The 24,736-nt window shown below is 38.7% G+C and carries 21 protein-coding genes and 2 other annotated features; of the genes, 9 read left to right on the top strand and 12 right to left on the bottom strand.

The window, feature by feature from the left end:
• Positions 1 to 264: 264 nt before the first annotated feature.
• From LG329_RS12110 to argF, 5 genes are all read right to left on the bottom strand, one after another.
• Positions 265 to 1,089, bottom strand: a complete 825-nt coding sequence (locus LG329_RS12110; protein WP_404451080.1) for an aldo/keto reductase — start codon at positions 1,087 to 1,089, stop codon at positions 265 to 267.
• 75 nt (positions 1,090 to 1,164) lie between these two features.
• Complete coding sequence (gene abc-f / locus LG329_RS12105; RefSeq protein WP_404451079.1) at positions 1,165 to 2,805, bottom strand: ribosomal protection-like ABC-F family protein; 1,641 nt, start codon at positions 2,803 to 2,805, stop codon at positions 1,165 to 1,167.
• A gap of 532 nt (positions 2,806 to 3,337) precedes the next feature.
• A complete protein-coding gene (argH, locus tag LG329_RS12100) occupies positions 3,338 to 4,726 on the bottom strand; it encodes an argininosuccinate lyase (protein ID WP_404451078.1) in 1,389 nt (462 codons plus the stop codon).
• On the bottom strand, positions 4,683 to 5,942 hold the full coding sequence (locus LG329_RS12095; RefSeq protein ID WP_404451077.1) for an argininosuccinate synthase: 1,260 nt from the start codon (positions 5,940 to 5,942) through the stop codon (positions 4,683 to 4,685). Before LG329_RS12095 ends, argH begins: the two co-directional genes overlap by 44 nt.
• Positions 5,943 to 5,990: 48 nt before the next feature.
• The gene (gene argF, locus LG329_RS12090) at positions 5,991 to 6,968 is read right to left on the bottom strand and encodes an ornithine carbamoyltransferase (RefSeq protein WP_404451076.1); all 978 of its coding nucleotides are present in this window, start codon (positions 6,966 to 6,968) and stop codon (positions 5,991 to 5,993) included.
• 59 nt (positions 6,969 to 7,027) lie between these two features.
• Positions 7,028 to 7,255: a binding site (T-box leader), on the bottom strand.
• A 147-nt stretch (positions 7,256 to 7,402) separates the two neighbouring features.
• Positions 7,403 to 7,640, bottom strand: a binding site (T-box leader).
• A gap of 195 nt (positions 7,641 to 7,835) precedes the next feature.
• Between argF and LG329_RS12085 the strand changes: the two genes are divergently transcribed.
• Positions 7,836 to 9,278, top strand: coding sequence for an amidase family protein (locus LG329_RS12085; protein WP_404451075.1), 1,443 nt, complete (start codon positions 7,836 to 7,838; stop codon positions 9,276 to 9,278).
• 38 nt (positions 9,279 to 9,316) lie between these two features.
• Here LG329_RS12085 and LG329_RS12080 read toward each other — a convergent pair whose 3' ends face one another.
• Positions 9,317 to 9,829 carry a hypothetical protein gene (locus tag LG329_RS12080; protein WP_404451074.1) on the bottom strand — a complete coding sequence of 171 codons (513 nt, stop codon included), beginning with the start codon at positions 9,827 to 9,829 and terminating at the stop codon, positions 9,317 to 9,319.
• A gap of 172 nt (positions 9,830 to 10,001) precedes the next feature.
• Between LG329_RS12080 and LG329_RS12075 the strand changes: the two genes are divergently transcribed.
• The 3 genes from LG329_RS12075 to bioB all read left to right on the top strand — a co-directional run bounded on the left by LG329_RS12075 (position 10,002) and on the right by bioB (position 13,523).
• Positions 10,002 to 11,768 (top strand): methyl-accepting chemotaxis protein, encoded by a 1,767-nt coding sequence (locus tag LG329_RS12075; RefSeq protein WP_404451073.1) that lies wholly within the window; start codon positions 10,002 to 10,004, stop codon positions 11,766 to 11,768.
• Positions 11,769 to 11,950: 182 nt separating this feature from the next.
• Positions 11,951 to 12,514 (top strand): biotin transporter BioY, encoded by a 564-nt coding sequence (locus LG329_RS12070; protein WP_404456639.1) that lies wholly within the window; start codon positions 11,951 to 11,953, stop codon positions 12,512 to 12,514.
• Positions 12,515 to 12,530: 16 nt separating this feature from the next.
• Entirely contained in the window at positions 12,531 to 13,523 is a 993-nt protein-coding gene (bioB, locus tag LG329_RS12065) for a biotin synthase BioB (RefSeq protein ID WP_404451072.1), read from the top strand.
• Between the two features lie 30 nt (positions 13,524 to 13,553).
• On the opposite strand, the gene LG329_RS12060 is transcribed toward bioB, so the two are convergent.
• The 3 genes from LG329_RS12060 to LG329_RS12050 are packed head-to-tail and all read right to left on the bottom strand — an operon-like array spanning position 13,554 to position 15,534.
• The gene (locus LG329_RS12060; protein WP_404451071.1) at positions 13,554 to 14,120 is read right to left on the bottom strand and encodes a DNA-3-methyladenine glycosylase I; all 567 of its coding nucleotides are present in this window, start codon (positions 14,118 to 14,120) and stop codon (positions 13,554 to 13,556) included.
• A gap of 22 nt (positions 14,121 to 14,142) precedes the next feature.
• On the bottom strand, positions 14,143 to 14,985 hold the full coding sequence (locus LG329_RS12055; RefSeq protein ID WP_404451070.1) for a sulfurtransferase: 843 nt from the start codon (positions 14,983 to 14,985) through the stop codon (positions 14,143 to 14,145).
• Between the two features lie 51 nt (positions 14,986 to 15,036).
• Positions 15,037 to 15,534, bottom strand: coding sequence for a GNAT family N-acetyltransferase (locus LG329_RS12050; RefSeq protein WP_404451069.1), 498 nt, complete (start codon positions 15,532 to 15,534; stop codon positions 15,037 to 15,039).
• A gap of 68 nt (positions 15,535 to 15,602) precedes the next feature.
• Here LG329_RS12050 and pepT point away from each other — a divergent pair, with 68 nt between their 5' ends.
• The gene (pepT, locus tag LG329_RS12045; RefSeq protein WP_404451068.1) at positions 15,603 to 16,832 is read left to right on the top strand and encodes a peptidase T; all 1,230 of its coding nucleotides are present in this window, start codon (positions 15,603 to 15,605) and stop codon (positions 16,830 to 16,832) included.
• 136 nt (positions 16,833 to 16,968) lie between these two features.
• On the opposite strand, the gene LG329_RS12040 is transcribed toward pepT, so the two are convergent.
• Positions 16,969 to 18,156 carry an MFS transporter gene (locus tag LG329_RS12040; protein WP_404451067.1) on the bottom strand — a complete coding sequence of 396 codons (1,188 nt, stop codon included), beginning with the start codon at positions 18,154 to 18,156 and terminating at the stop codon, positions 16,969 to 16,971.
• A gap of 92 nt (positions 18,157 to 18,248) precedes the next feature.
• Entirely contained in the window at positions 18,249 to 18,869 is a 621-nt protein-coding gene (locus tag LG329_RS12035; protein ID WP_404451066.1) for an NAD(P)-dependent oxidoreductase, read from the bottom strand.
• 174 nt (positions 18,870 to 19,043) lie between these two features.
• Between LG329_RS12035 and LG329_RS12030 the strand changes: the two genes are divergently transcribed.
• Entirely contained in the window at positions 19,044 to 20,042 is a 999-nt protein-coding gene (locus LG329_RS12030) for a D-alanyl-D-alanine carboxypeptidase family protein (RefSeq protein ID WP_404451065.1), read from the top strand.
• Between the two features lie 347 nt (positions 20,043 to 20,389).
• Here LG329_RS12030 and LG329_RS12025 read toward each other — a convergent pair whose 3' ends face one another.
• Positions 20,390 to 20,929 (bottom strand): HD domain-containing protein, encoded by a 540-nt coding sequence (locus tag LG329_RS12025; protein WP_404451064.1) that lies wholly within the window; start codon positions 20,927 to 20,929, stop codon positions 20,390 to 20,392.
• A 222-nt stretch (positions 20,930 to 21,151) separates the two neighbouring features.
• Here LG329_RS12025 and LG329_RS12020 point away from each other — a divergent pair, with 222 nt between their 5' ends.
• Genes LG329_RS12020 through LG329_RS12010 form a run of 3 tightly spaced genes read left to right on the top strand, consistent with a single transcriptional unit; the run spans position 21,152 to position 24,711 of the window.
• Positions 21,152 to 21,904: a DeoR/GlpR family DNA-binding transcription regulator gene (locus LG329_RS12020; protein ID WP_404451062.1), complete on the top strand. Its 753-nt coding sequence runs from the start codon at positions 21,152 to 21,154 to the stop codon at positions 21,902 to 21,904.
• Complete coding sequence (gene pfkB, locus LG329_RS12015; protein WP_404451061.1) at positions 21,901 to 22,830, top strand: 1-phosphofructokinase; 930 nt, start codon at positions 21,901 to 21,903, stop codon at positions 22,828 to 22,830. The genes LG329_RS12020 and pfkB overlap by 4 nt, the downstream gene beginning before the upstream one ends.
• A complete protein-coding gene (locus LG329_RS12010) occupies positions 22,831 to 24,711 on the top strand; it encodes a fructose-specific PTS transporter subunit EIIC (protein WP_404451060.1) in 1,881 nt (626 codons plus the stop codon).
• The last annotated feature ends 25 nt before the right edge of the window (positions 24,712 to 24,736 follow it).

Genomic DNA, 24,736 nt, shown 5'->3' with positions numbered 1-24,736 from the left:
TCCACTTTGATCCGTGTTTGTTGGTTGAATACATTCTTATAAAAAGCCATAAAACACCACTCCTTTCAAAATGGATGAACAAGATTTCTATTAGTATACTACAAAATTACTTTTAATGCTCTAATAATTTTTATTTAATTCAAAATTCGAGTTGTGTTTTACCATAACACTAGAAAATGACAAGATTTGATAATTATTTCCCAGGAAATACAAATATAAACAAAAAAACAGGCGCAAATTCACTCCACGCCTGTTTCCCCTATTCTATCGTACATTCATCTCACTTGGCTCAGGACCTTTACGGCCATTTCGATCTAGTGTAGCAATTTTCTCCATATCTTCTTTGCTTAGTTCAAATCCAAACACATCAAAGTTTTCTTCAATACGTGATGGTGTTACAGATTTAGGAATAACAATTCTTCCGCTTTGTAAATGCCAACGAATAATGACCTGTGCTGGGGTTTTGTTATATTGACCAGCAATTTCTTTCGTCACTTCGTTATCTAACACTTCGCCACCTTGCATTAATGGGCTCCATGCTTCTAAATAAATGTCGTTCTTCTGACAGAACTCCTGTAGTTTGGTTTGTTGTAAGTATGGATGACATTCAACCTGATTGACTACAGGGGTTACTTCACACTCGTCTAACAAACGTTGTAAATGCTCGATATTAAAATTACAAACTCCAATTGCTTTCGTGCGACCATCTTTATAAAGCTTTTCCATCGCTTTATATGTTTCAACATAGTCATCATGCTCTGGTGTTGGCCAGTGAATAAGATATAGATCAACATAATCAAGGCCTAATTTATCCAAACTTTCATCAAATGCTTTTAACGTATTGTCATAGCCCTGGTCTGTATTCCAAACTTTTGTCGTAATAAAAAGATCCTCGCGGGGAACGCCACTTTTTGCAATCGCCTCGCCTACTCCACGTTCATTTTTGTATACTTTTGCTGTATCAATGGAACGAAAGCCAACCTCAATTGCATTTGCTACTGCTGGTGTCACTTCATCTTCAGGAACCTGCCACACGCCATAGCCAAGTTGTGGCATACGAAGGCCATTATTTAATGTAATAAATTTCATTTAATCGCATCCTTTCTTGCTTTATTGTTGTAGTTTATCATAATGAAGAAAGGCAGGAAATAATCTGGCCTATTACTAATTGGTAACTCCTAGTTCAGTCCATTTCCTTCGCGCAAATGTAAAGCTTCCCTCAAACCTAGTTAACTCTTCGTTGGCAACCAAGTAAGTAAGTGGAAACAACCGATCCAGAAAATAACGATCATGCGAAACTGCTATAATTGTTCCGTCAAATTGTTCTAATGCATCCTCTAAAACTTCTTTTGATTCGATATCTAAGTGGTTAGTCGGCTCATCAAGAATTAACAAATTGTGATCCTGGTGAACAAGCTGCGCTAGACGCAACCGCATTTGTTCTCCGCCACTTAAACTGTTTACCTTTTGAAAAACGGTATTGCCATAGAACAGGAATTTAGCCAATATCCCTCGCGCGTCACCTTCTGTCACATGAACCTGATCACGAAATTCATTAATAATCGTCCGTTCTCCATTTATTTCAAGCATGTTTTGTGAAAGGAAACCCACCGATAGATTACTTCCAAGGTGGATATCTCCCTCATCGAATGTTTCAGATCGTAATATCATTTTTAAAAGTGTTGATTTCCCACAACCATTTTCACCAATAATAGCAATTCGTTCTTGAAATCTGACGTGCATATTTACATTCGTAAGCAATTGTTTTTCATTAAATCTTTTTGAAACATCTTCAACAATGACGACATCTTTTCCGCTTCGTTTATTCATCTGAAAATCTAAGTTGATCTTTTTTTGTTCCAGAATTGGCTTCTTCAACATTTCCATTCGCGCTAGTGCTTTTTCCATGCTTTTCGCTCGACGATGTAATCCGTCATTAGGTGGATTTGCTTGGTTCGCCCATTCTTTTAATCGCTTAATCGTTTCTCTCATTTTCTTCATTTTCTTTTGTTGGTCCTGGTATTGCTGAAACTCTATCAAAAGGCGTGCTTCACGTTCCTTCACGTAGTTTGAGTAATTTGTATGGTATCGTATAAGTTCACCCTGATCCATCTCTAAAATGGATGTAACCGTTTCATCTAAAAAGTAACGGTCATGTGACACGATAATAACTGTTCCAGGATAATTCTTGATAAAATCAGTTAACCATTCAATTGCAAACAAGTCCAAATGGTTTGTTGGTTCATCCAACAATAACAAGTCTGGAGCTTTTAATAGCAACTGCGCCAATCCAACCTTTGTCCGTTCGCCACCGCTTAATTGCTCCCAATTCTTTTCAGCCAGATCCGTGATTTGTAGACCACTCATGATTCGCCTGATTTGTGAATCAATTTCATAACCACCCTCTTCTTGGAACTTTTCCTGTAATACACCATATTTCTCTATATAACGGGTAAGTTTATCAGGATTCTCCTCAGTTGCCATAGCGTTTTCTAATTCGGTCATTTTACCCTTTAAAGAGGTTAATGAATCAAATACATCATACAGTAATGCTTCCATTTTCTTTTCATCTAATACATCCGGGGATTGTTGCAAAAGTCCAACGGTTAAATTTTTCTTCCAACTAATAGTCCCCTCTGCGGGATCTGTTTTCCGTGCTAGTAAATGTAATAATGTGGTTTTACCTTCTCCATTTCTACCAATAAGTCCGATTCGTTCATTTTCTTTTATTTCACATGTCATATTACTGAAAATAGTGTTAGCACCATATGTTTGTGTGACATTTTTTAAACTACAAATAATCATTTTCTCTTCCTCCGCATAGCAGAGAACATCTAAAAACCAAAAGCGTAAGCGCCCGTTTATTGCCGTATGAACTGGACGACCCCGTATGAGATAAAGGAAACATGCCCCTGCAAAAGGGGTATGCCGACGTTGGGCGGCAAGCCCGTTTTTAGTCGGCCTTCCCGGAAGCGAACCGATGTTGACTTATCGCAAGGAGGTGTCGGAAGGGCACTAGGCAATGGGCGCTGGAGCTGGACGTGGCTGTTTTTGCACTTCAGCATCCAAATTTCCAATACAAAAAGACGACAAAGATATACTACTCCCTGTCGTCTCACGTAAAAAGTCGTTTGTGGGTAGATGTCTCTAACTGGTATTTTTCATTCATTTGTTTTAAAAAAGGACAGACTTATCCTGTTGAAAACAAATTGCAGAAAAAATCGCATAACACATCCAGATGTATTCTCTGAATTTTGATATGCCTTTACCAGTTTGAAACATGTCTCCCACCTCCTTCAATATATTGTTTTTAGTTTATTCTAAAAAAAGGTTAAAGTCAAGCATTGAATTGTAATTCCAGCTTACTTTCAGCCAATTTGAGCTGATGTTCTATCTGATCCGGCGCGGTCCCGCCTTTACTTTTTCGTGCTCCAACAACATGTTCTGGCTTGAGGACTTCGAATATATCTTCTTCAAATAAAGGACTAAATGTTTTATATTCGTCCAAATTTAAATCCAATAAATATTTTCCTTTTTCAATTGCATAAAGAACTGTCCGTCCAACTACATCATGTGCTTGTCGAAATGGCATCCCCTTTGTTGCTAAATAATCGGCAATATCTGTTGCGTTTGAATAATCCTGTGTGACAGCCTTTCGCATCGTTTTATCATTTACCTTCATTGTATCTAACATTGGTGCGAGTAGTGTTAAGGAGCCTTCTAATGTATCAACTGTATCAAACATTCCTTCTTTGTCTTCTTGTAAATCCTTGTTATAGGCTAAAGGCAATCCTTTTAATACGGTCAGCAGCCCGATTAGATCCCCAAACACCCTTCCAGTTTTCCCTCTCAATAATTCAGGGACGTCAGGATTTTTCTTTTGCGGCATAATACTTGATCCTGTGGAAAACGAATCATCAATTTCAATAAAATTAAATTCCTGGCTACTCCAAATGACCATTTCTTCCGATAGCCTTGAAAGGTGTACCATTAGAATGGATGCGTTAGACAGAAATTCAAGAATAAAGTCCCTGTCACTTACAGCATCCATGCTATTTGGATAAACGCTATTAAATTCTAAAAGTTCGGCAACCCGGTCGCGGTCAATTGGAAAAGTCGTTCCAGCCAACGCTCCAGCACCCAAAGGAAGAACATTGACCCGCTTCAAGCTGTCTTGGAGTCTTTCTTTGTCTCTTTCAAACATCCAGAAATAAGCTAACAAGTGATGAGCAAAGGAAACGGGTTGCGCTCTTTGAAGATGTGTATAACCAGGTAAAATGGTTTCAATATTATCCTTTGCCTGATCTATTATCGCCAGTTGGACCTTTTCAAGTAATTTAATCAGTTCATCTATTTTAGTACGTAAATATAGATGCATATCTGTTGCAACTTGGTCATTACGACTACGGCCAGTATGAAGTTTTCCACCAATAGGGCCTATTTCATCAATTAAAAGTTTCTCCAAATTCATGTGAATATCTTCATGTTCTACCGAGAATTCAATATTGCCTTTTTCCAACTTTTGAAGAATCGTTTCCAGACCTGCCTGAATGGTTTTAGCTTCTTCAGTCGTGATAACCTTGCACTCACCCAGCATTTGAACATGGGCGAGGCTACCTTGAATATCTTCTTTTGCTAACTTTTGATCAAACGAAATCGATGAGGTGAATTGATCAACTAGTTTATTTGTTTCCTTGGTAAATCGCCCGCTCCAAAGTTTGCTCATCATTATCCTCCTGTCCTTTGTCATGATTATGGACTTCTGAATAGACTTTTGTTGAAAGCCCCCATAGTTTTATGAATCCAACTGCTGCATTGTGATCGAAAGCATCTCCCTTTGCATAGGTGGCCAACTGCTCGTTATAGAGACTATTTATTGACTCACGACCAACAACAGTATGTGACCCCTTATGAAGCTTAACCTTAACTTTTCCGGAAACCACTTTTTGCGTTTCGTTAATAAACGCGTCCAAAGCAAGTCTGATTGGCGAATACCATAGCCCTTCATATATAACTTTAGCCATTTGTTGATCTACTGTAGATTTAAATTGTGAAACTTCCCTTGTTAATGTTAGAAACTCTAATTCTTTGTGAGCATTTATTAGAATCATTGCAGCGGGGTTTTCATACACTTCACGTGATTTAATACCAACTAACCGGTTTTCAATATGATCGATCCGACCAACGCCATGGATACCACCTTTTTCATTAAGTGTTTCAATTAAAGCGACCAAAGGCATCTCTTCACCGTTTAATGAAATTGGTACTCCCTCTTTAAACGCAATCTCCATATATTCCGGTTCATCTGGTGTCATTTGAATCGGATTCGTCCATTCATAAGCCGCTTCTGGCGCTTCCGCCCATGGATCTTCCAATACACCAGCTTCACAGGCACGCCCCCAAATATTTGCATCAATGGAGAAGGGGTTGTCGAGATTCACAGGAACTGGTATACCTTTCTCTTTTGCATAGCTGAGTTCCTCATCTCTTGTCATGCCCCATTCACGAACTGGCGCGATCACTTTTAATTTGGGGTTAAGCGCTTGAATTGACACCTCAAACCGTACTTGGTCATTACCTTTTCCGGTACATCCATGGGCTACGGCGACAGCTCCTTCTTGTTCTGCCACTTCCACTAACAACTTGGAAATTAACGGCCTTGATAACGCCGAAGAAAGTGGGTATTTACCCTCATACAACGCATTTGATTTGAGCGCCGGCAAGAGATAATTCTCTGCCAGCAATTCTTTGGCATCAATGGCGATTGATTTAATCGCACCTACATTTATAGCCTTTTGTTTAATCTCTTCAAGATCTTTCCCTTCCCCAACATTTAACCCTAAGGCAATTACTTCATACCCATACTTTTCTTGGAGCCACTTTACCGAAACTGACGTGTCCAAACCACCTGAATATGCTAAAACTACTTTTTCTTTTTCCATTATGAATCTCTCCTTTTTTATGTTATTGAAATCCCTTTTATCTAAAAATTAACTTTCCATTAAGTTTTTTAAGATTGCTTTTTGTGCATGTAAACGATTCTCGGCTTCATCAAAAACAACTGAATGCGGTCCATCAATGATTTCCGATGTAACTTCTTCCCCGCGGTGTACCGGTAAGCAATGGAGAAAGATAAAGTCCTCCTTGGCACGGGAACAGAGTGTCTGGTTCACTTGATAAGGAGCAAAAGCCTCCTTGCGCTCCTGCTGTTCTTCCTCCTGCCCCATACTACTCCACACATCAGTAACAATAATGTCCGCTCCTTCAACTGCTTCTTGAGGGGAAGTTGTATACTGGATCTGGCTGCCCGACGATTGCCCAATTCTTTTGGCGTTTTCAAAAATTTCAAGGTTGGGTTCATAACCATTTGGACTGGCGATTGACAGATGCATGCCGACACTCGCTGCGCCCTCTAGAAATGAATGACACATATTATTGTTGCCGTCACCGATATAGCACATCTTGAGTCCTGCCAGCTTCCCTTTTTGCTCATATATCGTTAATAGATCAGCTAACACTTGTGTTGGATGATGCAAATCAGTCAGACCGTTGATAACCGGCACATCGGAGTGCAACGCAAATTGTTCTATCGATTCATGAGCGAACGTTCTAACCATCAGACCATCGACATAGCGTGATAAAACCTTGGCTGTATCATCAATTGTTTCGCCACGTCCGAGTTGAATATCCTTGGAGCTTAAAAAGATGGCTTGCCCACCGAGTTGCATCATGCCAACCTCAAAGGAGACTCTTGTTCGTGTTGATGACTTTTCAAATATCATCCCCAAAATTTTCCCGCTCAGATACGGGTGAGGGATACCCTTTTTCTGAAGTTTTTTCATTTCCAAGGCTTGTTCTAAGAGAAAGTGAATTTCATATGGCTCAAATTCAACTAATTTGATAAAATCTTTTCCTTTAAATTCAAATGGCACTTGCTTAATCAGGTTTGCCTGGTATACTTTTGACATCCTTCACACTCCCTTTTATGGTGTTAAAATGGTATTAAAAAAACACCCGTCTCTTTAGTAAAAGAGACGAGCGTTAAAATCACCCGCGGTACCACTCTGGTTATCCCGCAATGCGGAATCAGCTTTGTGCTCGTTAACGGAAGCAACCCGATCCTCCCTATTAAGCCTTACGCCTGTTCAGGTAGACATCTCAAAAGTGCGGTTCATTACATATCTGCACCGGCTTCCACCATCCCGGTTCGCTGATCGCAAATCCATGTAACTACTCTCTTTTTCATCAAATTATGTTATTTATTAAAAGACAAATTAGGCTTCTTTATCCAAAGTCTTGGCTTATCGCCTATATCCTATAGCGAAAGTCTTAGAATAATTATACTTAATACCAATAGCAGATATACCTCTAAAAGCACAAAAAACGCCCGTCTCTTATAGATAGAAGAGACGGGCGTATATATATTATACCCGCGGTACCACTCTGATTATTCCGCAATGCGGAATCGGCTTAAGTGTCTGTTAACGAGGATCACCCGGCCTACCCTACTGAAGGCTCCTGCGCCTGTTCGGGAAGACATCTCCAAAGTGCGGTTCATTACATATTTGTATCGGCTCCCACCACCCCGATTCGCTGAAAACAAGTCTATGCAACTACTTTTCTTTGTTCATTGATTTTTGTTATTAATTTAGGATTATACAGTATTGTCATTATAAGTCAAGCGGAATTTAAAGATTTTTTCCCCAATTGCAAATATAATTGTAATTTCTAACGGAATATATATAACTCCCACCCATAGTTTTATATTTTTAAAGGAATTCGCCTACTATTAATAGAATATATACCTATTACATACTTTTTCAGGAGGTCACCACATGTCTACACAATCATTCAATCTAAATGAAACTACAATAAACACCATTCAACAAGCAATGGATTCTGGTGAATTAACTGCACTTGAACTAACAAAAATGTACCTTGAACAAATTGCTAAACATAATTCTAGTGGTCCAAAAATAAATGCCATAATCGAGATTAACCCGGATGCTTTGCATATTGCAGAAGGGCTCGATATAGAACGTGCAAAATCTGGTAAGCGTGGGCCTCTTCACGGCATTCCGATTTTAATTAAAGACAATATTGATTCGGGAGATAAAATGCATACTAGTGCAGGGTCAGTCGCTCTGGCAAATCATTACGCAAGCGAAGATGCGTTTGTCACCAAGAAACTTCGCGTTGCTGGTGCTATCATTCTAGGAAAAACTAACTTAACCGAATGGGCTAATTTTATGACGGAAGGAATGACAAATGGATACAGCTCACGTGGTGGCCAAGTTTTGAATCCTTATGGTCCTGGCAAATTTGACGTTGGGGGCTCTAGCGCAGGTTCTGGCGCTGGGGTTGCCGCTAACTTAGCAGCTGCTGCTATCGGAACCGAAACCGATGGATCCATTTTAAGTCCATCCAGCAGCAATTCACTTGTTGGCATTAAACCAACAGTAGGACTAGTAAGCCGAACTGGGATTATTCCAATCGCACATAGTCAAGACACTGCCGGTCCGATGACTCGTACAGTCGAAGATGCCGCCATTCTACTTGGTGCACTTACTGGTGAGGATGATGTGGACTCCGCTACCGCAATGAACCATGACAGAATCACCGACTATACGCCTTTCTTAATCAAAAGTGGGTTAACAAATACTAGAATCGGCATACCGCGAAACTACCTTAGTAAACTTGATGCTTCGGAATTACAGCTTGTAAATCAGGCACTAGAAGATATGAAGAAACTGGGTGCCACTATTGTTGATCCAATAGATTTACCAGATAATCTTCCAGATTCAAGTGTTCTCTTTCATGAATTTAAAAATGGCGTGAACGCTTATTTAGGAAAACTCCCAGCTCATTCGCCTGTTCACTCATTACTTGAAGTCATTAATTTTAATCAGTCACATGCAGATAAGGCATTAAACTATGGTCAAACTAGATTAACCAGATCTGAAACGAAAAGTGGTACTTTAACGGAAGAGGAATATATCACAGACCGACTAACCGACTTGAGGATTTCACAAGAAAAGATACAGGAAGTAATAAATGAACACAGATTAGATACAATCTTTTTTCCGAACAACGATGGTTCCAGTATTGCTGCTAGAGCAGGATATCCTTCCATTACAGTTCCAGCAGGTTACACAAACGCTGGAAAACCAGTCGGAGCTACCTTTACAGGTCAGGCATTTTCTGAAGGAAAGTTAATTGAAATAGCATATGCCTATGAACAGGCAACCAACCACCGAAAATCACCTATATTAGAATAAAAAAATCGAACGGTCTCCATAATAGAAGGCCGTTCGTTTTATCTTTCATTACAGATGATCTCGCCGTATTGTTCGGTATGATCAATTTTTACATCGAAATTGTGTTTTCTATAAAAATGCATTAACCGGTTCACATGATCAAAGTCACGCTCAACTATATCTCCGGTAATATACTGCACGTTTTCGTTATGGGCCAATTCTTTTAAATAATTCATTAAAATAGAACCGTAACCCTTGTTCTGTTGCCCTTTTATATCCGCAATATGAATGGTATTTTCGTTTTTATATTCAGCCTGAATTGCGGCATTCCAATCACCACGAAATGCTGCGTCACAGTCATGGAGCATAATTTGACATGCCTCTGTTCCCTTATCAGCATAAATAACCACCCAGTTATTATCATTGGTTTGATCAATACTTATGATCTCCCACTTTTTGGCTATTTCTTTAATATTATTTTGCATACGGAAAAGTTGAATTTCTAGTGTGTCCAACTCCTCTTTTATATCGTCTTTACTTTTATTTTCCTCTAAAAAAGCTGTACCTATCATGTAAATCACCTAGCTATAATTGATTTGTGTCACTTCCACACACAATTTGATATTCTACAACATATGCAAGGATCAATTCAAATGTTAGATTTTTTAAAATAGTACTTAATACTTAGATGAAAAATGTCGATATATAGGTAAAGTTTTATCAATTAACTGGGGGACATACATAATGAAGAAAGAGAAAAACAAGGTTGGGGTACCTGAAGTAAAAAAAATAAAAATCCCTTCCAAACGTAGATTTGGTTGGAAGAATTTGAAAATCGCCAAAAAGTATCTTTCCGTTTACATACTAACAGCACTATTATTTATAGTTGCTGGGTTAATCGTGTATTTGCAGTTGGATAGAGGACAACAAGATATTCAAGCGATAGACCGTAGAAGTGAACGGGTCAATGATTTGATGGAACTTGCATCTGTTATGCAATTGAAAGACATTCAAATTGCAGATTTTATTATTACACAGGATCGCAAGTATGTAGAAAAGTACGATGAATACCGAGAAAAATTCAGCGCACTAGAAGAAAAACTAAAGCCGAAAATGGAAACAGAAAAGCAACTAGAAATTTTTACTACCATACAGCAAAACGACACAAAATTGAACACAGCTTTTTTAACCGACATTCCACATGCTGTTGCCAGGGAACCAGAAAAACTCCCTACCTTACGAGAAGAGGCTAGTGGTCTTCGCGAACAAAACGTTGAACTATTAAATGAACTAATTACCATTGTAAAGGATAAACAACAACAGGCAGTCAGTCACGCACAACAAAGTATGAATAAAAGCATTGTTGTTCTGGGCGTCGCGAATGGAGTGGCAATTATTATCGGTATTGCCTTATTACTATTGATAAGCCGCAGAATTTCCGCCAACCTTCGAAAGGTAGTCTCGATTACGCATGAAGTTGCAAATGGTAACCTTGCAGTCAAGTCCATGGATTATAAGGGAAATGATGAGATCGGACAATTATCTGATGCAGTAAATCAAATGAAAAGCAATATCAGTAGCATCGTATCTAAAGTGGCAGCCGCTTCTGAATCTGTTTCATCTAGAAGTGATCACCTAACCCAATCAGCTAATGAAGTTAAAGAGGGTAATGAACAAATTGCCTCAACAATGGAAGAATTGTCTTCAGGATCTGAAACACAAGCAAATAGTGCATCGGATCTATCAGAAAATATGAATGACTTCGTTAAGATTGTTCGTCAATCTGAACAGGATGGACAAGATATTGCAAGTAAGTCAGATGGAGTTATGCATTTAACCGCTGAAGGTACAGCATTAATGAAAAAATCCATGGATCAAATGAAGCGAATCGATACTATTGTTTCAGACGCTGTTGATAAGGTTCAAGGCCTAGATAAGCAGTCGGCCGAAATCTCTAAATTAGTAAAAGTAATTAAAGACATTGCTGATCAAACAAATTTGCTATCATTAAATGCTGCAATTGAAGCAGCTCGCGCAGGTGAGCATGGTAAAGGTTTTGCTGTGGTTGCTGATGAAGTTAGAAAGCTAGCAGAACAGGTAACATCTTCTGTATCGGAAATCACCGGCATCGTATCCACCATTCAAAACGAAACAGACCATGTTGTTGTATCATTAAATAGTGGGTATAGCGAAGTTAAAGAAGGAACCAATCAAATCGAAGCTACAGGTAAAAGCTTTGAAACAATTAATGATTCTGTTTCTGATATGACTACCAAGATCATTGCAATTTCTAACAACCTAAAAGGAATTGCTGCAAATAGTAACGAGATGAATAATTTAATTGAAGAAATTGCATCTGTTTCAGAGGAGTCAGCTGCTGGTGTCGAACAAGCTGCAGCATCAGCTCAACAGACATCAAGCTCAATGGAAGAGGTTTCCCATAGTGCGGATGAACTTGCCACCCTTGCTGAACAGCTAAATAATGAATTAAAAGCTTTCAAATTAAAATAGCGTACATGCAAACAGCTATCTCATACGGATAGCTGTTTTTTGTTTGGAAAAAACCCGTGAATTTACTTTCATAATATGGTAATCTGTTTTATATGTTAACCATAAACATTATTGGTTAACATATAAAACAGAGAGGAGCCTTTTATGTGAAAAATACTAAATGGACACCACTAAATTTAACGATGGGAAGTTTATTTGTGGCGTTAACAGCGATTGGAGCTAATATAACATCGATTGCACCCTTTTTAGTAGTTGGAGGTGTTCCAATTACATTACAAACGTTTTTTGCTATATTAGCAGGAATAGTTCTCGGAAGTCGATTAGGAGCTTTCTCTATGTTCGTTTATATGGTTCTGGGATTAGCGGGCGCACCAATTTTTGCTCAATTCAAGGGTGGGATTGCAGCAATTATGTCTCCGACGTTTGGCTTCATCTTATCCTTTATTTTAGTTGCCTACGTAGCGGGGAAAATTGTGGAAACAAAACGAAGCCTACCTTTTTATGTTACTGCAGCATTGGTAGGAATGACTAGTAACTATATCTTCGGCACAAATTGGATGTATGCAGCTTACGTCTTTTGGTTTGATGCTCCAGAAGGATTCACCTATCAATTGGCATGGTTATGGATGATGGTTCCACTACCAAAGGATATTGTTCTATCTGTTTTAGCAGGCTTTTTTGCTTTCCGTTTAAAAAGAAGTAGTATTACAAAAGTTCAGGATAAGAACCAAAAAAATGTAGCCTAAATTAAGGAGGAGTATCATGTTGGATTTTAAATCACTAGCAAACAATGTCGTTGATGGATATGAGATTACAGAAGGTGAAGCAATGGAAATTTTGGAATGCCCAGATGAAGAAATTCTAGAGCTGTTAAATAGTGCTTACCTAATTAGAAAACATTATTATGGAAACAAAGTGAAATTAAATATGATTATTAATACTAAATCCGGAGCGTGTCCGGAAAACTGTGGATATTGTGCTCAGTCGCGGGATTCGAGTAATCCAATCCAAAAATATCGCATGATGCATAAAGATACGATAGTAGCTGGCGCGGAAAAAGCGCACCTGTTAAATTCAGGTACATATTGTATCGTCGCAAGCGGACGTGGCCCTACAACCCGAGAGTTAAATCAAGTTACAGAAGCAGTGAAGGAAATAAAAGAAAAATATGAATTAAAAGTTTGTGCGTGTCTCGGAATACTTAAACCTGGACAAGCCCAACAACTAAAAAAGTCCGGTGTTGATCGCTACAATCACAATATCAACACATCGGAAAACCATCACGATAATATAACTACAAGTCACACCTATCAAGATCGTGTTGCAACAGTTAATGAGGCTAAAAACGTTGGAATTTCACCATGTTCAGGTGTCATTGTGGGAATGAAAGAAACCAAACAAGATGTCATACATATGGCAATAGCTTTGAAAGAGTTAGATGCGGATTCTATCCCAGTTAACTTTCTTCATGCAATGGATGGAACATTATTGGAAGGTACCGATGAATTAAACCCATTATATTGTTTAAAAGTATTGAGTTTATTTCGCTTCATAAATCCCACTAAAGAAATCCGGATTTCTGGGGGACGTGAAGTGAACTTACGAAGCCTGCAGCCACTTGGTTTATATGCAGCAAACTCTATTTTTATTGGAGACTATTTGACAACAGCTGGGCAGGAGGGAACGAAAGACCATCAAATGTTAAGAGACCTTGGATTTGAGATTGATTATAAAGGAAGTGAAGTCTCAGTTTGATAATTTATGGAGGGCAGCCCAGAATCCAGGCTAGCCCCTCCCTGCATGATACAAAAAACATTCCTTTGTATGGTCATTTACCATCCCGGTTGATTGCATGTAGGCATAACAAATGGTCGGCCCTACAAATTTAAATCCTCGCTTTTTTAAGTCTTTACTCATCTTCACAGATTCATCTGTTGAAGCAGGGACATCCGCATGTTTTTCCCATTCGTTCAAAACCGGTTTCCCACCAACAAACTTCCAAATGTATGCATCAAAAGTTCCGAACTCCTCTTTCACCTTTAAAAACGCCTGTGCATTTGTCACGACCGAACGGACCTTTAATTTATTACGAATGATACCTTCGTCCTGTAAGGTTTCCTGGATTTTTTCCTCATCATAGCCCTGAACCACTTCTGGATCAAAGTTATCGAATGCTTTACGGTAATTTTCCCGACGTTTTAAAATTGTAATCCAGCTCAGCCCAGCTTGCGCTCCCTCCAGACAAAGCATTTCAAACAATTCTTGATCATCGTGTTTAGGTTTTCCCCACTCATAATCATGATAATCGATATATATCTGATCAGAGGTTGTCCAATCACATCGTTTCTTCATTTTGCATTCCCCTATTCAAAAACTATTCTTCTTTTGTTTCTACTTGATTTTCTTCATATGAGATCCAATCGCTATAGCTTCCAGGGTATAGCTTTACATTTTTATATCCAGCCGCTTTGAGTGCGATGACGTTTGGACAGGCAGATACGCCAGATCCGCATGACACAATAATTTCATCGTCCTTATCTAATTTTGTGAAATTGGATTGTAATGCTTCACCATTTTTCCAAAGGCCATCTTCTTGTAAAACGTCTTTCCAGAAAAAGTTTTTTGCGCCGGGAATATGACCGGACTTTGCATACATCGGTTCATTTTTGCCCAAATATCTATCCTTTGAACGCGAATCTATTAATAATGCAGACTTATCCTTTAATTTATCTTTCACATCGTTTATGTCTACTTTCTTATCTTCTTTCACAGCAGGCTGGAAACTCCTCATTATCGGAACCGGAATATCCGTTGTAACAACATTTCCCTTTTCCATCCATCGTTTTATTCCACCATCTAATAGATAAGTTTTTTCGTGTCCCATATAATCAAGCAACCACCACAAACGCGCAGCAAACATATCATTGCTTTCATCATAAATAATGACTATAGTTTGATGATCAATTCCTATCTCTCCAAGTCTTTCAGCGAATGTTTCCGTGTCAGGAAGTGGGTGATTTCCCCCATGCTCCCGTTTAGGACTAGACAAGTCTTTATTCAAATCCAAATACATGGCACCAGGAATGTGTCCTTGCTCATATGCTTTTCTTCCCGCGTCAGGCTCTTTTAGTGAAAAACGTACATCTACAACGACCGTGTCATCTGTTTGATTTTCCAATTGCTTCTTCAACCAATCAACCGAAACTAAATAAGACATCCATTATCTCCTCCTATTATTCCTATCTATCAAAAGTATTTCACATTACTCCTAATCAAGCAATTTTCCCATATAATCTTCATCAACATATTCTCCGTCTATTTTTAAAGAATCCCTTTTAACGCCCTCTATTTCAAATCCGGCTTTTTCATACAAATTAACACCAGCTTCATTATCTACGACGGCTGTTAGGTCTAATCGATAAATCGCCTTAGACTTTGCCCAACTTTCGACTTCTTTAAATAATGCTGTCCCAAAACCTTTTCCTCTATGAGACGCTAGAATGCCAATCACCAGGTATGCGCGGTGCCTTTGCTGGTTGGAATCACCCCCAATTACAATTAGATATCCTATTAATCTTACATTTTCTTCAGCAACAAAAATAGTAGAGTTCTCTTTACTTTCAAAGAATTCAAGCATTTTTCTCTGACTTTCCAGGGTGGTATTTCTTTCACCCGCTTCATATAGCATGTAGGAACTTTCTTCTTCTACTTGTTTTATTAACGCTAGTAATGCCTTGGCATCATGAACAGTCGCTTCTCTTAACATTCTCCCACCTCATTCTAACTATGATAAAATAAGCTTAAATCAAATCACTTATTAGGAGATGACAATTAATGAAGCAGGATTTAATTAACCGACTCACTACATATGTAAAAATAAATACGCAATCTAATGAAACAATTGAGGAAACCCCCTCCACACCCGGCCAGCTAACATTAGCTAATTTATTGGTAGATGAATTGAAAGAGATTGGTATGAGTGATGTAACAATCGACAGTAATGGTTACGTAATGGCGACACTTCCTGCTAATACAGATAAAGACATTCCAACTATCGGTTTTTTAGCACATGTTGATACAGCTACAGATTTCACTGGGGAGAATGTTAACCCTCAGATTGTAGAAAATTTCGATGGAAATGATTTAGTGTTGAATGAAGCGTTAAATGTTGTGATGTCAGGGAAAGAGTTCCCCGAACTACCAAGCTATAAAGGACACACGTTAATAACAACGGATGGAACGACACTTTTAGGGGCCGATAATAAAGCGGGTATTGCAGAAATCATGACTGCAATGGAGTACTTAATTGATCATCCTGAAATAAAACGTGGCAAAATTCGTGTAGCATTTACACCGGATGAAGAAATTGGACGTGGGCCACATAAATTCGATGTTGACGCATTTAATGCCAAGTTTGCTTATACAATGGATGGTGGTCCACTTGGGGAACTACAATTTGAAAGCTTCAATGCAGCTGCGGCAGAAGTTACGTTTATTGGAAACAGTGTACACCCAGGTACCGCCAAAAATAAGATGGTTAATTCAGGAACCATGGCTGCTGAATTTATCAGTAAGTTTCCCGAACTTGAAACTCCAGAACACACAGAGAAATATGAAGGATTCTATCATTTAAGTTCAATCGATGGTGATGTAGAAAAGACGCACGTTTCTTATATCATTCGAGATTTTGATAAAGAGAATTTTGAATCACGTAAGGCTTTAATGAAGAAAGCTGTTGAAGAAATCCAGGAAAAATTCGGGACAAACCGTGCGAAACTTGAAATGGAAGATCAATATTACAACATGGGAGAAAAAATTGAACCGTTTAAAGAAATTGTAGATGTCGCACAAAAAGCGATGGAAAATTTAAATATAAAACCGCTTATCAAACCAGTTCGTGGTGGAACTGATGGATCACAGTTATCATACATGGGTCTACCGACACCAAATATTTTTACAGGCGGGGAAAATTATCACGGTAAGTTCGAATATATTTCTGTTGATAATATGGAAAAGGCAACAAATGTGATTGTTGAAATTTGCAGGTTGTTTGAAGAAAATTAAAGCGAAGAAGAAAAGCGCAAGCGCCTTGGTCTAAGACGAATCTCTTAGTGATGATTTTTATCACAAAGAGATTTGACTTAAAACCTCAGGTGGGCTAGGCGGCGCTGGACGTGGCAACCTGGCTTTTCATTGACTTTTAATATTTTATAAAAAATGAAGCAGCAAGTCCAATCGATAATAACAATGCTAACATTCCGAAAGTCAAAACATAACTTCCTGTTTGCATTATCGTAATAGCGACAATTGGGCCCACCGTTGCACCGATGAATAAAATAAATGTGTAGAACGAAGCAGCAATTGCTCGGGTTGCGCCACCTAACTCACCAATTAACGTCATAATTGCTGGAAAGGTCAGTGAAATGCCTGCCACATAAACAACGCTCATAGATACAATAATAAAAAGATTGTGACTGAACCCTAAAACCAGTAGTCCAACGACAGATAATGCTAAGCCCATTTTAAGTATTAGCAGCAATCCGTACCTTTTAACGAAAATACCTGTAAATGGTGACAGTATCATTCCAATCAATCCTGCAGCGCGCACAACTAATATTTCCTTCTTTGAGAGATTGAATATGGCACCACTTAGATAGTCACCAAATACCGTATACATTCCAATAAAGGTCAAAAGAAGCATAAGCGTAATGCCATAGCATAAAAGGAAGTTCTTCTGTGTAAAAATACTCATTGTTTGCTTCAAAAAATTACTTACACTTACATCAGTCACGTGATTTTTAGTGCTGGGTAGTATCAAGATTACAGCAATAATCGTGCAAAAATACATTCCGCCAAAAAACAAAAAAACCGTATTCCAATCAAAAATTTGATTTATAACACCTGCAAATACTTGGCCGAAAATACCTGCAGTTAAAAAGCCAAAGCTGATAAATCCAATTGTGGTAACCAGCCTTTCTTTTGGATATACATCAAATACATATGCTAATGCAGCAGGCGCAAATGTAGCTGAAACAAGTCCTTGTACCCCACGCAAAATCACTAGTAAATAAAATTCCGTTGTAAACCCAATAAACACTGTGACCACAGTAAGTACACAGAGGCCGAACACGATAATAGGCTTCCGACCAAAACGATCGGATAATGGCCCAAATAGTAAGAAGCCAAGGCCATAAAACAGTGAAAAAATACTACTAGTCCATGTTGCCATTGTTTGTGAAACATGGAACTCACTAACTAATGTACCAACTAGAGGAGTCATTATATAAACACTAGAAACAACAATCAGCGCACACCAAAAAAGGAGCGATGTGATGATTACATAAGTTGGCGTCTTGCTATCTGAATCAGCACTTACAACCTTTTCCATGTTCATATCCTCCTCAGTATGAGGTTCCTTTTACTAAGGATATGAAAAGGAAATGGTAGGTGTGTGTTGTTACAAGCTTTTACGTCTACAAACTAATAGGCAATCCCCACGCGTGCCTTAAGAAAGTCATTATTATCTATCAATGAATATGCAAACTCCGCTGTATCACCAACTGAAATCCGCTTCCCATTTTCGGGAAGAACATTTCTTCCAACACGATAATTACCTTCCGCTACACCATCTGGCAAATATGTCGGACAAACTACTGTCCAATCCAAATTAGATTTCTCCAGACAGTGAAATGTCGCTAAATGGTCCTCGGCCGCAGAAGTTTGCCTCCGTTTTGTTTCACTTGATTGAAAACGATATAAACCGGCTTCCGTACGACTATCCAATATTCCAGCTGTTCCAATAGTGACAATTCGTGAGAGTTGATTTTTTTCCATTGCCTCAACTATATGTGGCATGCTACGCGAAAGTGTATTATTTTTATCTGTATTTAACGCACTAATGACGAAATCTACATCTTTCATTGCCTCATTTAAGGCCATTTCATCTAATACATTACCTTTAATAACTGTCAGATTATCACCGGTTAGATTTAGTTTTTCTGGTGTACGGACAAATGCAATAACATCATGCTGATCTGCCAAAGCAAATTCAGCTATTTTTTGACCGACTCTTCCCGTAGCCCCTAAAATCATTATATTCATAAAACCACTTCTTCCTGATTCGAAATTGAATTTAAGACAATTTTATAAAAGTACTGTACATCTAGCAATCAATTACTCTTGGAAACTATTTGTTAAAAAAATCTCGTGAAGTGACATGCATACACATGCTATACTGATAGATGTCGTTATTAATTCAAGGGAGCGTTACACTAGATGCAAACAAAACTCTTACCGATTATCTTACTAATTTCGGTAACAACTTTACTTACAGCATGCACAGAATCAACTATTAGCAATCCTTCTAATAAAAAGGATACTTCTATTGAAACAAAACAACAGAAAAATGAAGTCATTTTACCGGAACCTACCTTGAAAAATGGTGATCACGGAGAAGAAGTTAAAAAACTTCAAACTGCATTGGAAAAGGTTGGATACAAGCTTACTATCTCCGGAGCATTTGATAAAAAAACAACTGAAGCAGTAAAAGATTTTCAAGCACAGCAAGTTAAGCTACCAGCATCTGGAGAATATAATAAAGCTACGAAGCAATGGCTAGAAAAAGCATTAACTGGGAATTTTGAAGTTGAACCCGGGAAGGGAAGTGTTCCTATTTCTAATCCAAAAGAAACAGTCATAGTCGATAACCCATCAGATATTTTAGTTTTAGTTAACAAAAGTCATGCATTACCAAGTGATTATATTCCGAATGATCTTATAGCACCTAATGTTCGTTTTCCATTTACACAGGATTTACCGAAGCGATATATGCGCGAGGAAGCTGCTCATGCGCTGGAAGATTTGTTTAAGGCTTCTGACAAAGCAGGACTCAACTTGTATGCCCAATCCGGCTATCGTTCCTATAACAGACAGGAAACACTTTTCACATCCTATGTAGCAAGAGACGGCGAAGAAGCAGCAAATAAGTATAGCGCACGACCTGGTGAAAGTGAGCATCAAACTGGATTAACCATGGATGTAACAAGTCCAGATATTAACTTTAACCTAAATACGGATTTTGCAGATACAGATGAAGGTAAATGGGTGAAAGCTCACGCACATGAATATGGCTTTATTATTCGATACCCAGAAGACAAAGTAGCTCTCACAAAATACCAATATGAGCCATGGCATTTGCGTTACGTTGGTAAAAAAGTGGCAACAGTTATTCATGAAGAAGACATTATTTTAGAAAAGTATCTTGGTGCATTATAGATGAAGTAAGATCCGGTTATTCCGGGTCTTTTTTAGCAGTTAAGAAAGCATAAATCCTTACTTACTGCATAAGTGCAACTAAGGCTTGGCGATAAGCCAAGTTTTCTAACGGGGGTTGGTTTAAGTAAATTCTAAATGGCGGATATAATCGCAAATTGGCGGTTATATTTTTATAATGGCGGTTAAATCAGAATAATGGCAGATATCTTAGTGGTTCGGCGGATATCCATGTAAATCAGCGGAAATAGAAAGCTAACAAAGCACATCTAATGCCTTTCCCCCTCTCCTCTCCATAAAAATAAGCATCATTTATTAGTTAAATGAGCTTACTCTAAACCTAGCAATTCCTAATTTATAATTTTATTAAACTGTTCATTTTCCTTTATTTTATCAATCTTTCTGTCCAGATTGCGAATTCGTTCCATCGCAGCTCTATCATCAATGGTTCGATAGTGGTGTTTGCCATCTGACTCTTCATCTGCCTCATCCGCAAGTGAGACGACATATTGAAGTGGTTTTAAATTCAAGTGGCCTTCAGGCAAATAAGAATCGGTGTGAAGTAAGATTGCCACGGCAATTTCCTTTGCGGCATGCCGATCTTCGCCAATTCGAATTAATAGCTTGTGTGCACGGCTTGCTCCTTTTATCGCATGAATATCATTTTCACGATATAGTTCATAATCCCATTCTCCGTCACGATACCAGGTATAATGTCCAACATCGTGAAGTAATGCTGCCTTTGTGGCTAAGTCTGGATCTACTTGGTTCTTAATCGCAAAATTACAAGCATATTCCGCGACTGAAATTGCATGTTCCATCCCTGATCGCTTCAAATATTTTTGTGTAATTGGATGTCTAAATATCTCTTCTAAGTTTACGTTTCGCATGCGATTCCCCTCCTTTCTAAGTAATCCTATATCTTATTCCGAAAAAAATATATTGTTTAATACAATAGCATGGTGGTATCTGTATTGCAATATATAATTACCTAATTAACCCTATCCCAAACATTTATGAATGATTATGATTGAAAATGATTGTTTGTGATTGATTTATGTAACCGTTTCCCCTATACTTGTAACCATTAAGTAAACAAGGGTGATGTGCATATGCTTACGAATGAACGACACGCTATTATTCTAGAGCTTTTAGATGAAAAGCAAACAGTAACCACACAGGAAATTCACGAGGTTACTTCCGCTTCTGAATCAACCATCAGGCGTGACCTGACGGACTTAGAAAAACAGCATAAATTACAACGCATTCACGGTGGCGCAACGCTAACCGAGAAAAAGCTGCAAGAATATAGTATCGCAGAAAAATCTACGAGAAACCTTGAGGAAAAGCAAAGGATTGCCAAACTAGCTGCTGAATTCATACAGGAAGAAGATTGTATTTTCCTTGATGCTGGTACAACAACTTTGCAATTAATCCCTTACTTAAAAGTCAAACAGGTTGTTGTCGTAACAAATGGTTTGACACATGTTGATTTGTTAATGAAAAATGGCATAACTACCTATCTAACAGGTGGATTTTTAAAACAAAAAACAAGTGCATTAATCGGTCAGCAGGCAGTTCAGTCACTGGAAAACTACCGATTTGATAAATGTTTCCTTGGTGTAAATGGGTTTCACCTGGATTTTGGGTATACTACACCTGACCCAGAAGAAGCAAACATCAAACATACTGCCCTTACGCTCGCTAAAGAAACGTATGTTTTAGCAGATCATACAAAACTAGATAAAGTTAGCTTCGCAAAAATTTGCGATCTATCTGAAGCGACCTTAATAACGGGTTCTTTATCTGAAATAAACTATAAAGCCATAACCGACAAAACAACTATAGAGGTGGTATCACCATGATTTATACATGCACCATTACACCATCGATTGATTATACGGTTTATTTACCGGAATTTCATCCAGGGAAATTAAACCGTACGGAGGAAGTTTATTTTTTCCCAGGTGGAAAAGGAATCAATGTATCACGTGTATTAAACCGCTTAAACGTCAATAGTGTAGCACTTGGCTTCGCTGGTGGTTTTACTGGTGAATACATTCAAAACTTTTTACATGATGAAGGAATTAAAACAACGTTCATTGCAACAAATGAACCAACACGCATTAATGTAAAGATCAAAGCTGCTAACGAATCGGAGTTAAATGGACCGGGACCAAATACGACGCATGAGCAGCGGGAAGAATTGCTGGCAAAATTAGAACAGCTTGATACTGGAGATTGGTTCGTTTTAGCAGGCAGCTTACCAGACACTATTCCAAACGCTTTCTACCAGGCAATAGCAACTACTTGCCATACAAAAGGAATCCATTTTGTATTGGATACATCTGGCAGCGCATTAAAACAGTTAATAGATACCAAAGCCTTTTTAATTAAACCAAACGAAAATGAACTCGGGGAATTATTTGATACGAAAATATCCACGAAAAAAGAGGCCATTTTTTATGCGAAAAAACTAGTTAAACAAGGCATCAAACATGTCATTGTTTCAATGGGTGGAAACGGAGCTATCTTAGTAACGGAAGAGCAAGTTCTACTGGCGGAAGCACCTAAAGGCAAGGTTGTAAATACTGTCGGTGCCGGGGATTCCCTTGTATCAGGATTCATTGCGGCCTATGTTCAAGGCAATGATGTTACGGAGGCATTTCGTTATGGAATCGCAAGTGGCAGTGCCACCGCATTCCGTACCGACTTATGTGATAAGACAGATGTTGAAGCATTAGTTTCAAAAGTTACCCTATACCCTTACAAAGAAGAGGATGTGATCTAAGTGAAAATTACGGAATTATTAAGTCAGGATACTATTATTCTAGATTTACAGGCTCAATCAAAGAACGATGTTTTAAACGAAATAGCTGACCAGCTCGATTATGCGGGAAAGCTTAACGATAAGCAATCATTTATTAACGATATTTTTAACCGCGAGGAACAGAGCACAACAGGAATCGGCGAAAGCATTGCTATTCCACATGCAAAGTCTGCCGCAGTAAAGAATCCCGCAATTGCATTTGGCCGTTCAGAATCGGGGATTGATTTTGATTCATTAGATGGGCAGCCTGCGCATTTATTTTTCATGATTGCGGCTAGTGAGGGCGCGAATAACGCCCACCTAGAAGCCTTATCTCGATTGTCGACTTTTTTGATGGATGAGAAGTTTCGAGAAAAAATATATCAGGCTACATCGAAGGAAGAAGTATTAGAAGCAGTAAATGCAAAAGAAATCGAAGTAGACACCCCTGAAGAAACTGAAGAATCTAAGTCATCAAGGATTCTTGCTGTAACAGCTTGTCCAACAGGAATTGCCCATACCTATATGGCTGCTGAAAAGTTAAATGAAACTGCAAAAGAAATGGGGATTTCCATTAAAGTGGAAACAAATGGCTCCAGTGGTGTTAAGAACCGTTTAACTGCTGAAGAAATTGCTGAGGCTGATGCTATAATTGTAGCTGCGGATACGAAGGTTGAAATGGAACGATTTGCAGGTAAGCCTGTGATTGAAACAGGCGTTGGAAAAGCAATTCATGAAACAACAGACCTTTTGAATCGAGCAGTAAACCAGGATGCTCCGTTGTATCAACCAAAAAAGTCCGAATCAAATACAAGTGAAAAGGAATCCCGAAGTGGCTTTTATAAACATTTAATGAACGGTGTTTCAAACATGCTTCCTTTCGTTGTCGGTGGTGGTATTTTAATTGCGATATCATTCTTCTGGGGGATTGAATCAGATAATGAATTCGCTAAGATGCTGAGCACAATTGGTGGTGAAAAAGCATTCTTCTTAATGGTTCCAGTCTTAGCTGGTTTTATCGCCTCAAGTATTGCCGAACGACCAGGTTTCGCACCAGGTATGGTAGGTGGACTAATTGCAATAACTGTAACTGGAGCTGAAGGTGCAGCCAGCGGATCAGGTTTTCTTGGAGGCTTAATTGCCGGTTTTCTAGCTGGTTATGTAACATTGCTCGTTAAGAAAGCATTTGCTGGTTTACCAGATTCACTTGAAGGATTAAAACCGGTCTTATTTTATCCATTATTTAGTATCGCGATTACTGGAATAATCATGATGCTGATTAACCCGCCATTAACAAAGATATATACAGGTCTTTCAACATTTTTGGAAGGTATGGGCGGAACAAACCAAATACTTCTTGGATTAATTCTAGGGGCAATGATGGCATTCGATATGGGTGGACCTGTCAATAAAGCAGCATACACATTCGGTATTGCAATGCTTGATGCAGGAAACTACACCTTTATTGCAACTGTTATGGCTGCAGGAATGGTGCCACCGCTAGGAATGGCACTCGCAACATCATTATTCAAAAACCGCTTCACGAAAACAGAACGTGAAGCTGGAAAAACAGCCTACGCGCTTGGTGCGTGCTTCATTACGGAGGGAGTCATCCCGCTCGCAGCTGCCGATCCGGCCCGGGTAATTCCATCAACAGTGACTGGAGCTGCGGTAACAGGTGCATTAACCATGCTGTTTGATATTGCATTACGTGCACCACACGGAGGGGTTTTTGTTATACCACTTGTAGATGGCGGCGTTGGCAAGGCTTTATTATACATTCTTGCGATCATTATCGGATCTATCGTCACTGCGTTAATGGCTGGTATATTGAAAAAAAATCTAGCAAAAAACGCTGCATAACAAAAATGAGCTTTCCTTTTTCGGG

Origin of the sequence: Virgibacillus necropolis (assembly GCF_044793635.1) — a bacterium.
GTDB lineage: Bacteria > Bacillota > Bacilli > Bacillales > Amphibacillaceae > Virgibacillus_F > Virgibacillus_F necropolis_A.
The sequence above is the reverse complement of the archived record's forward strand: the minus strand, read 5'-3'. Positions and strand labels throughout refer to the sequence as shown.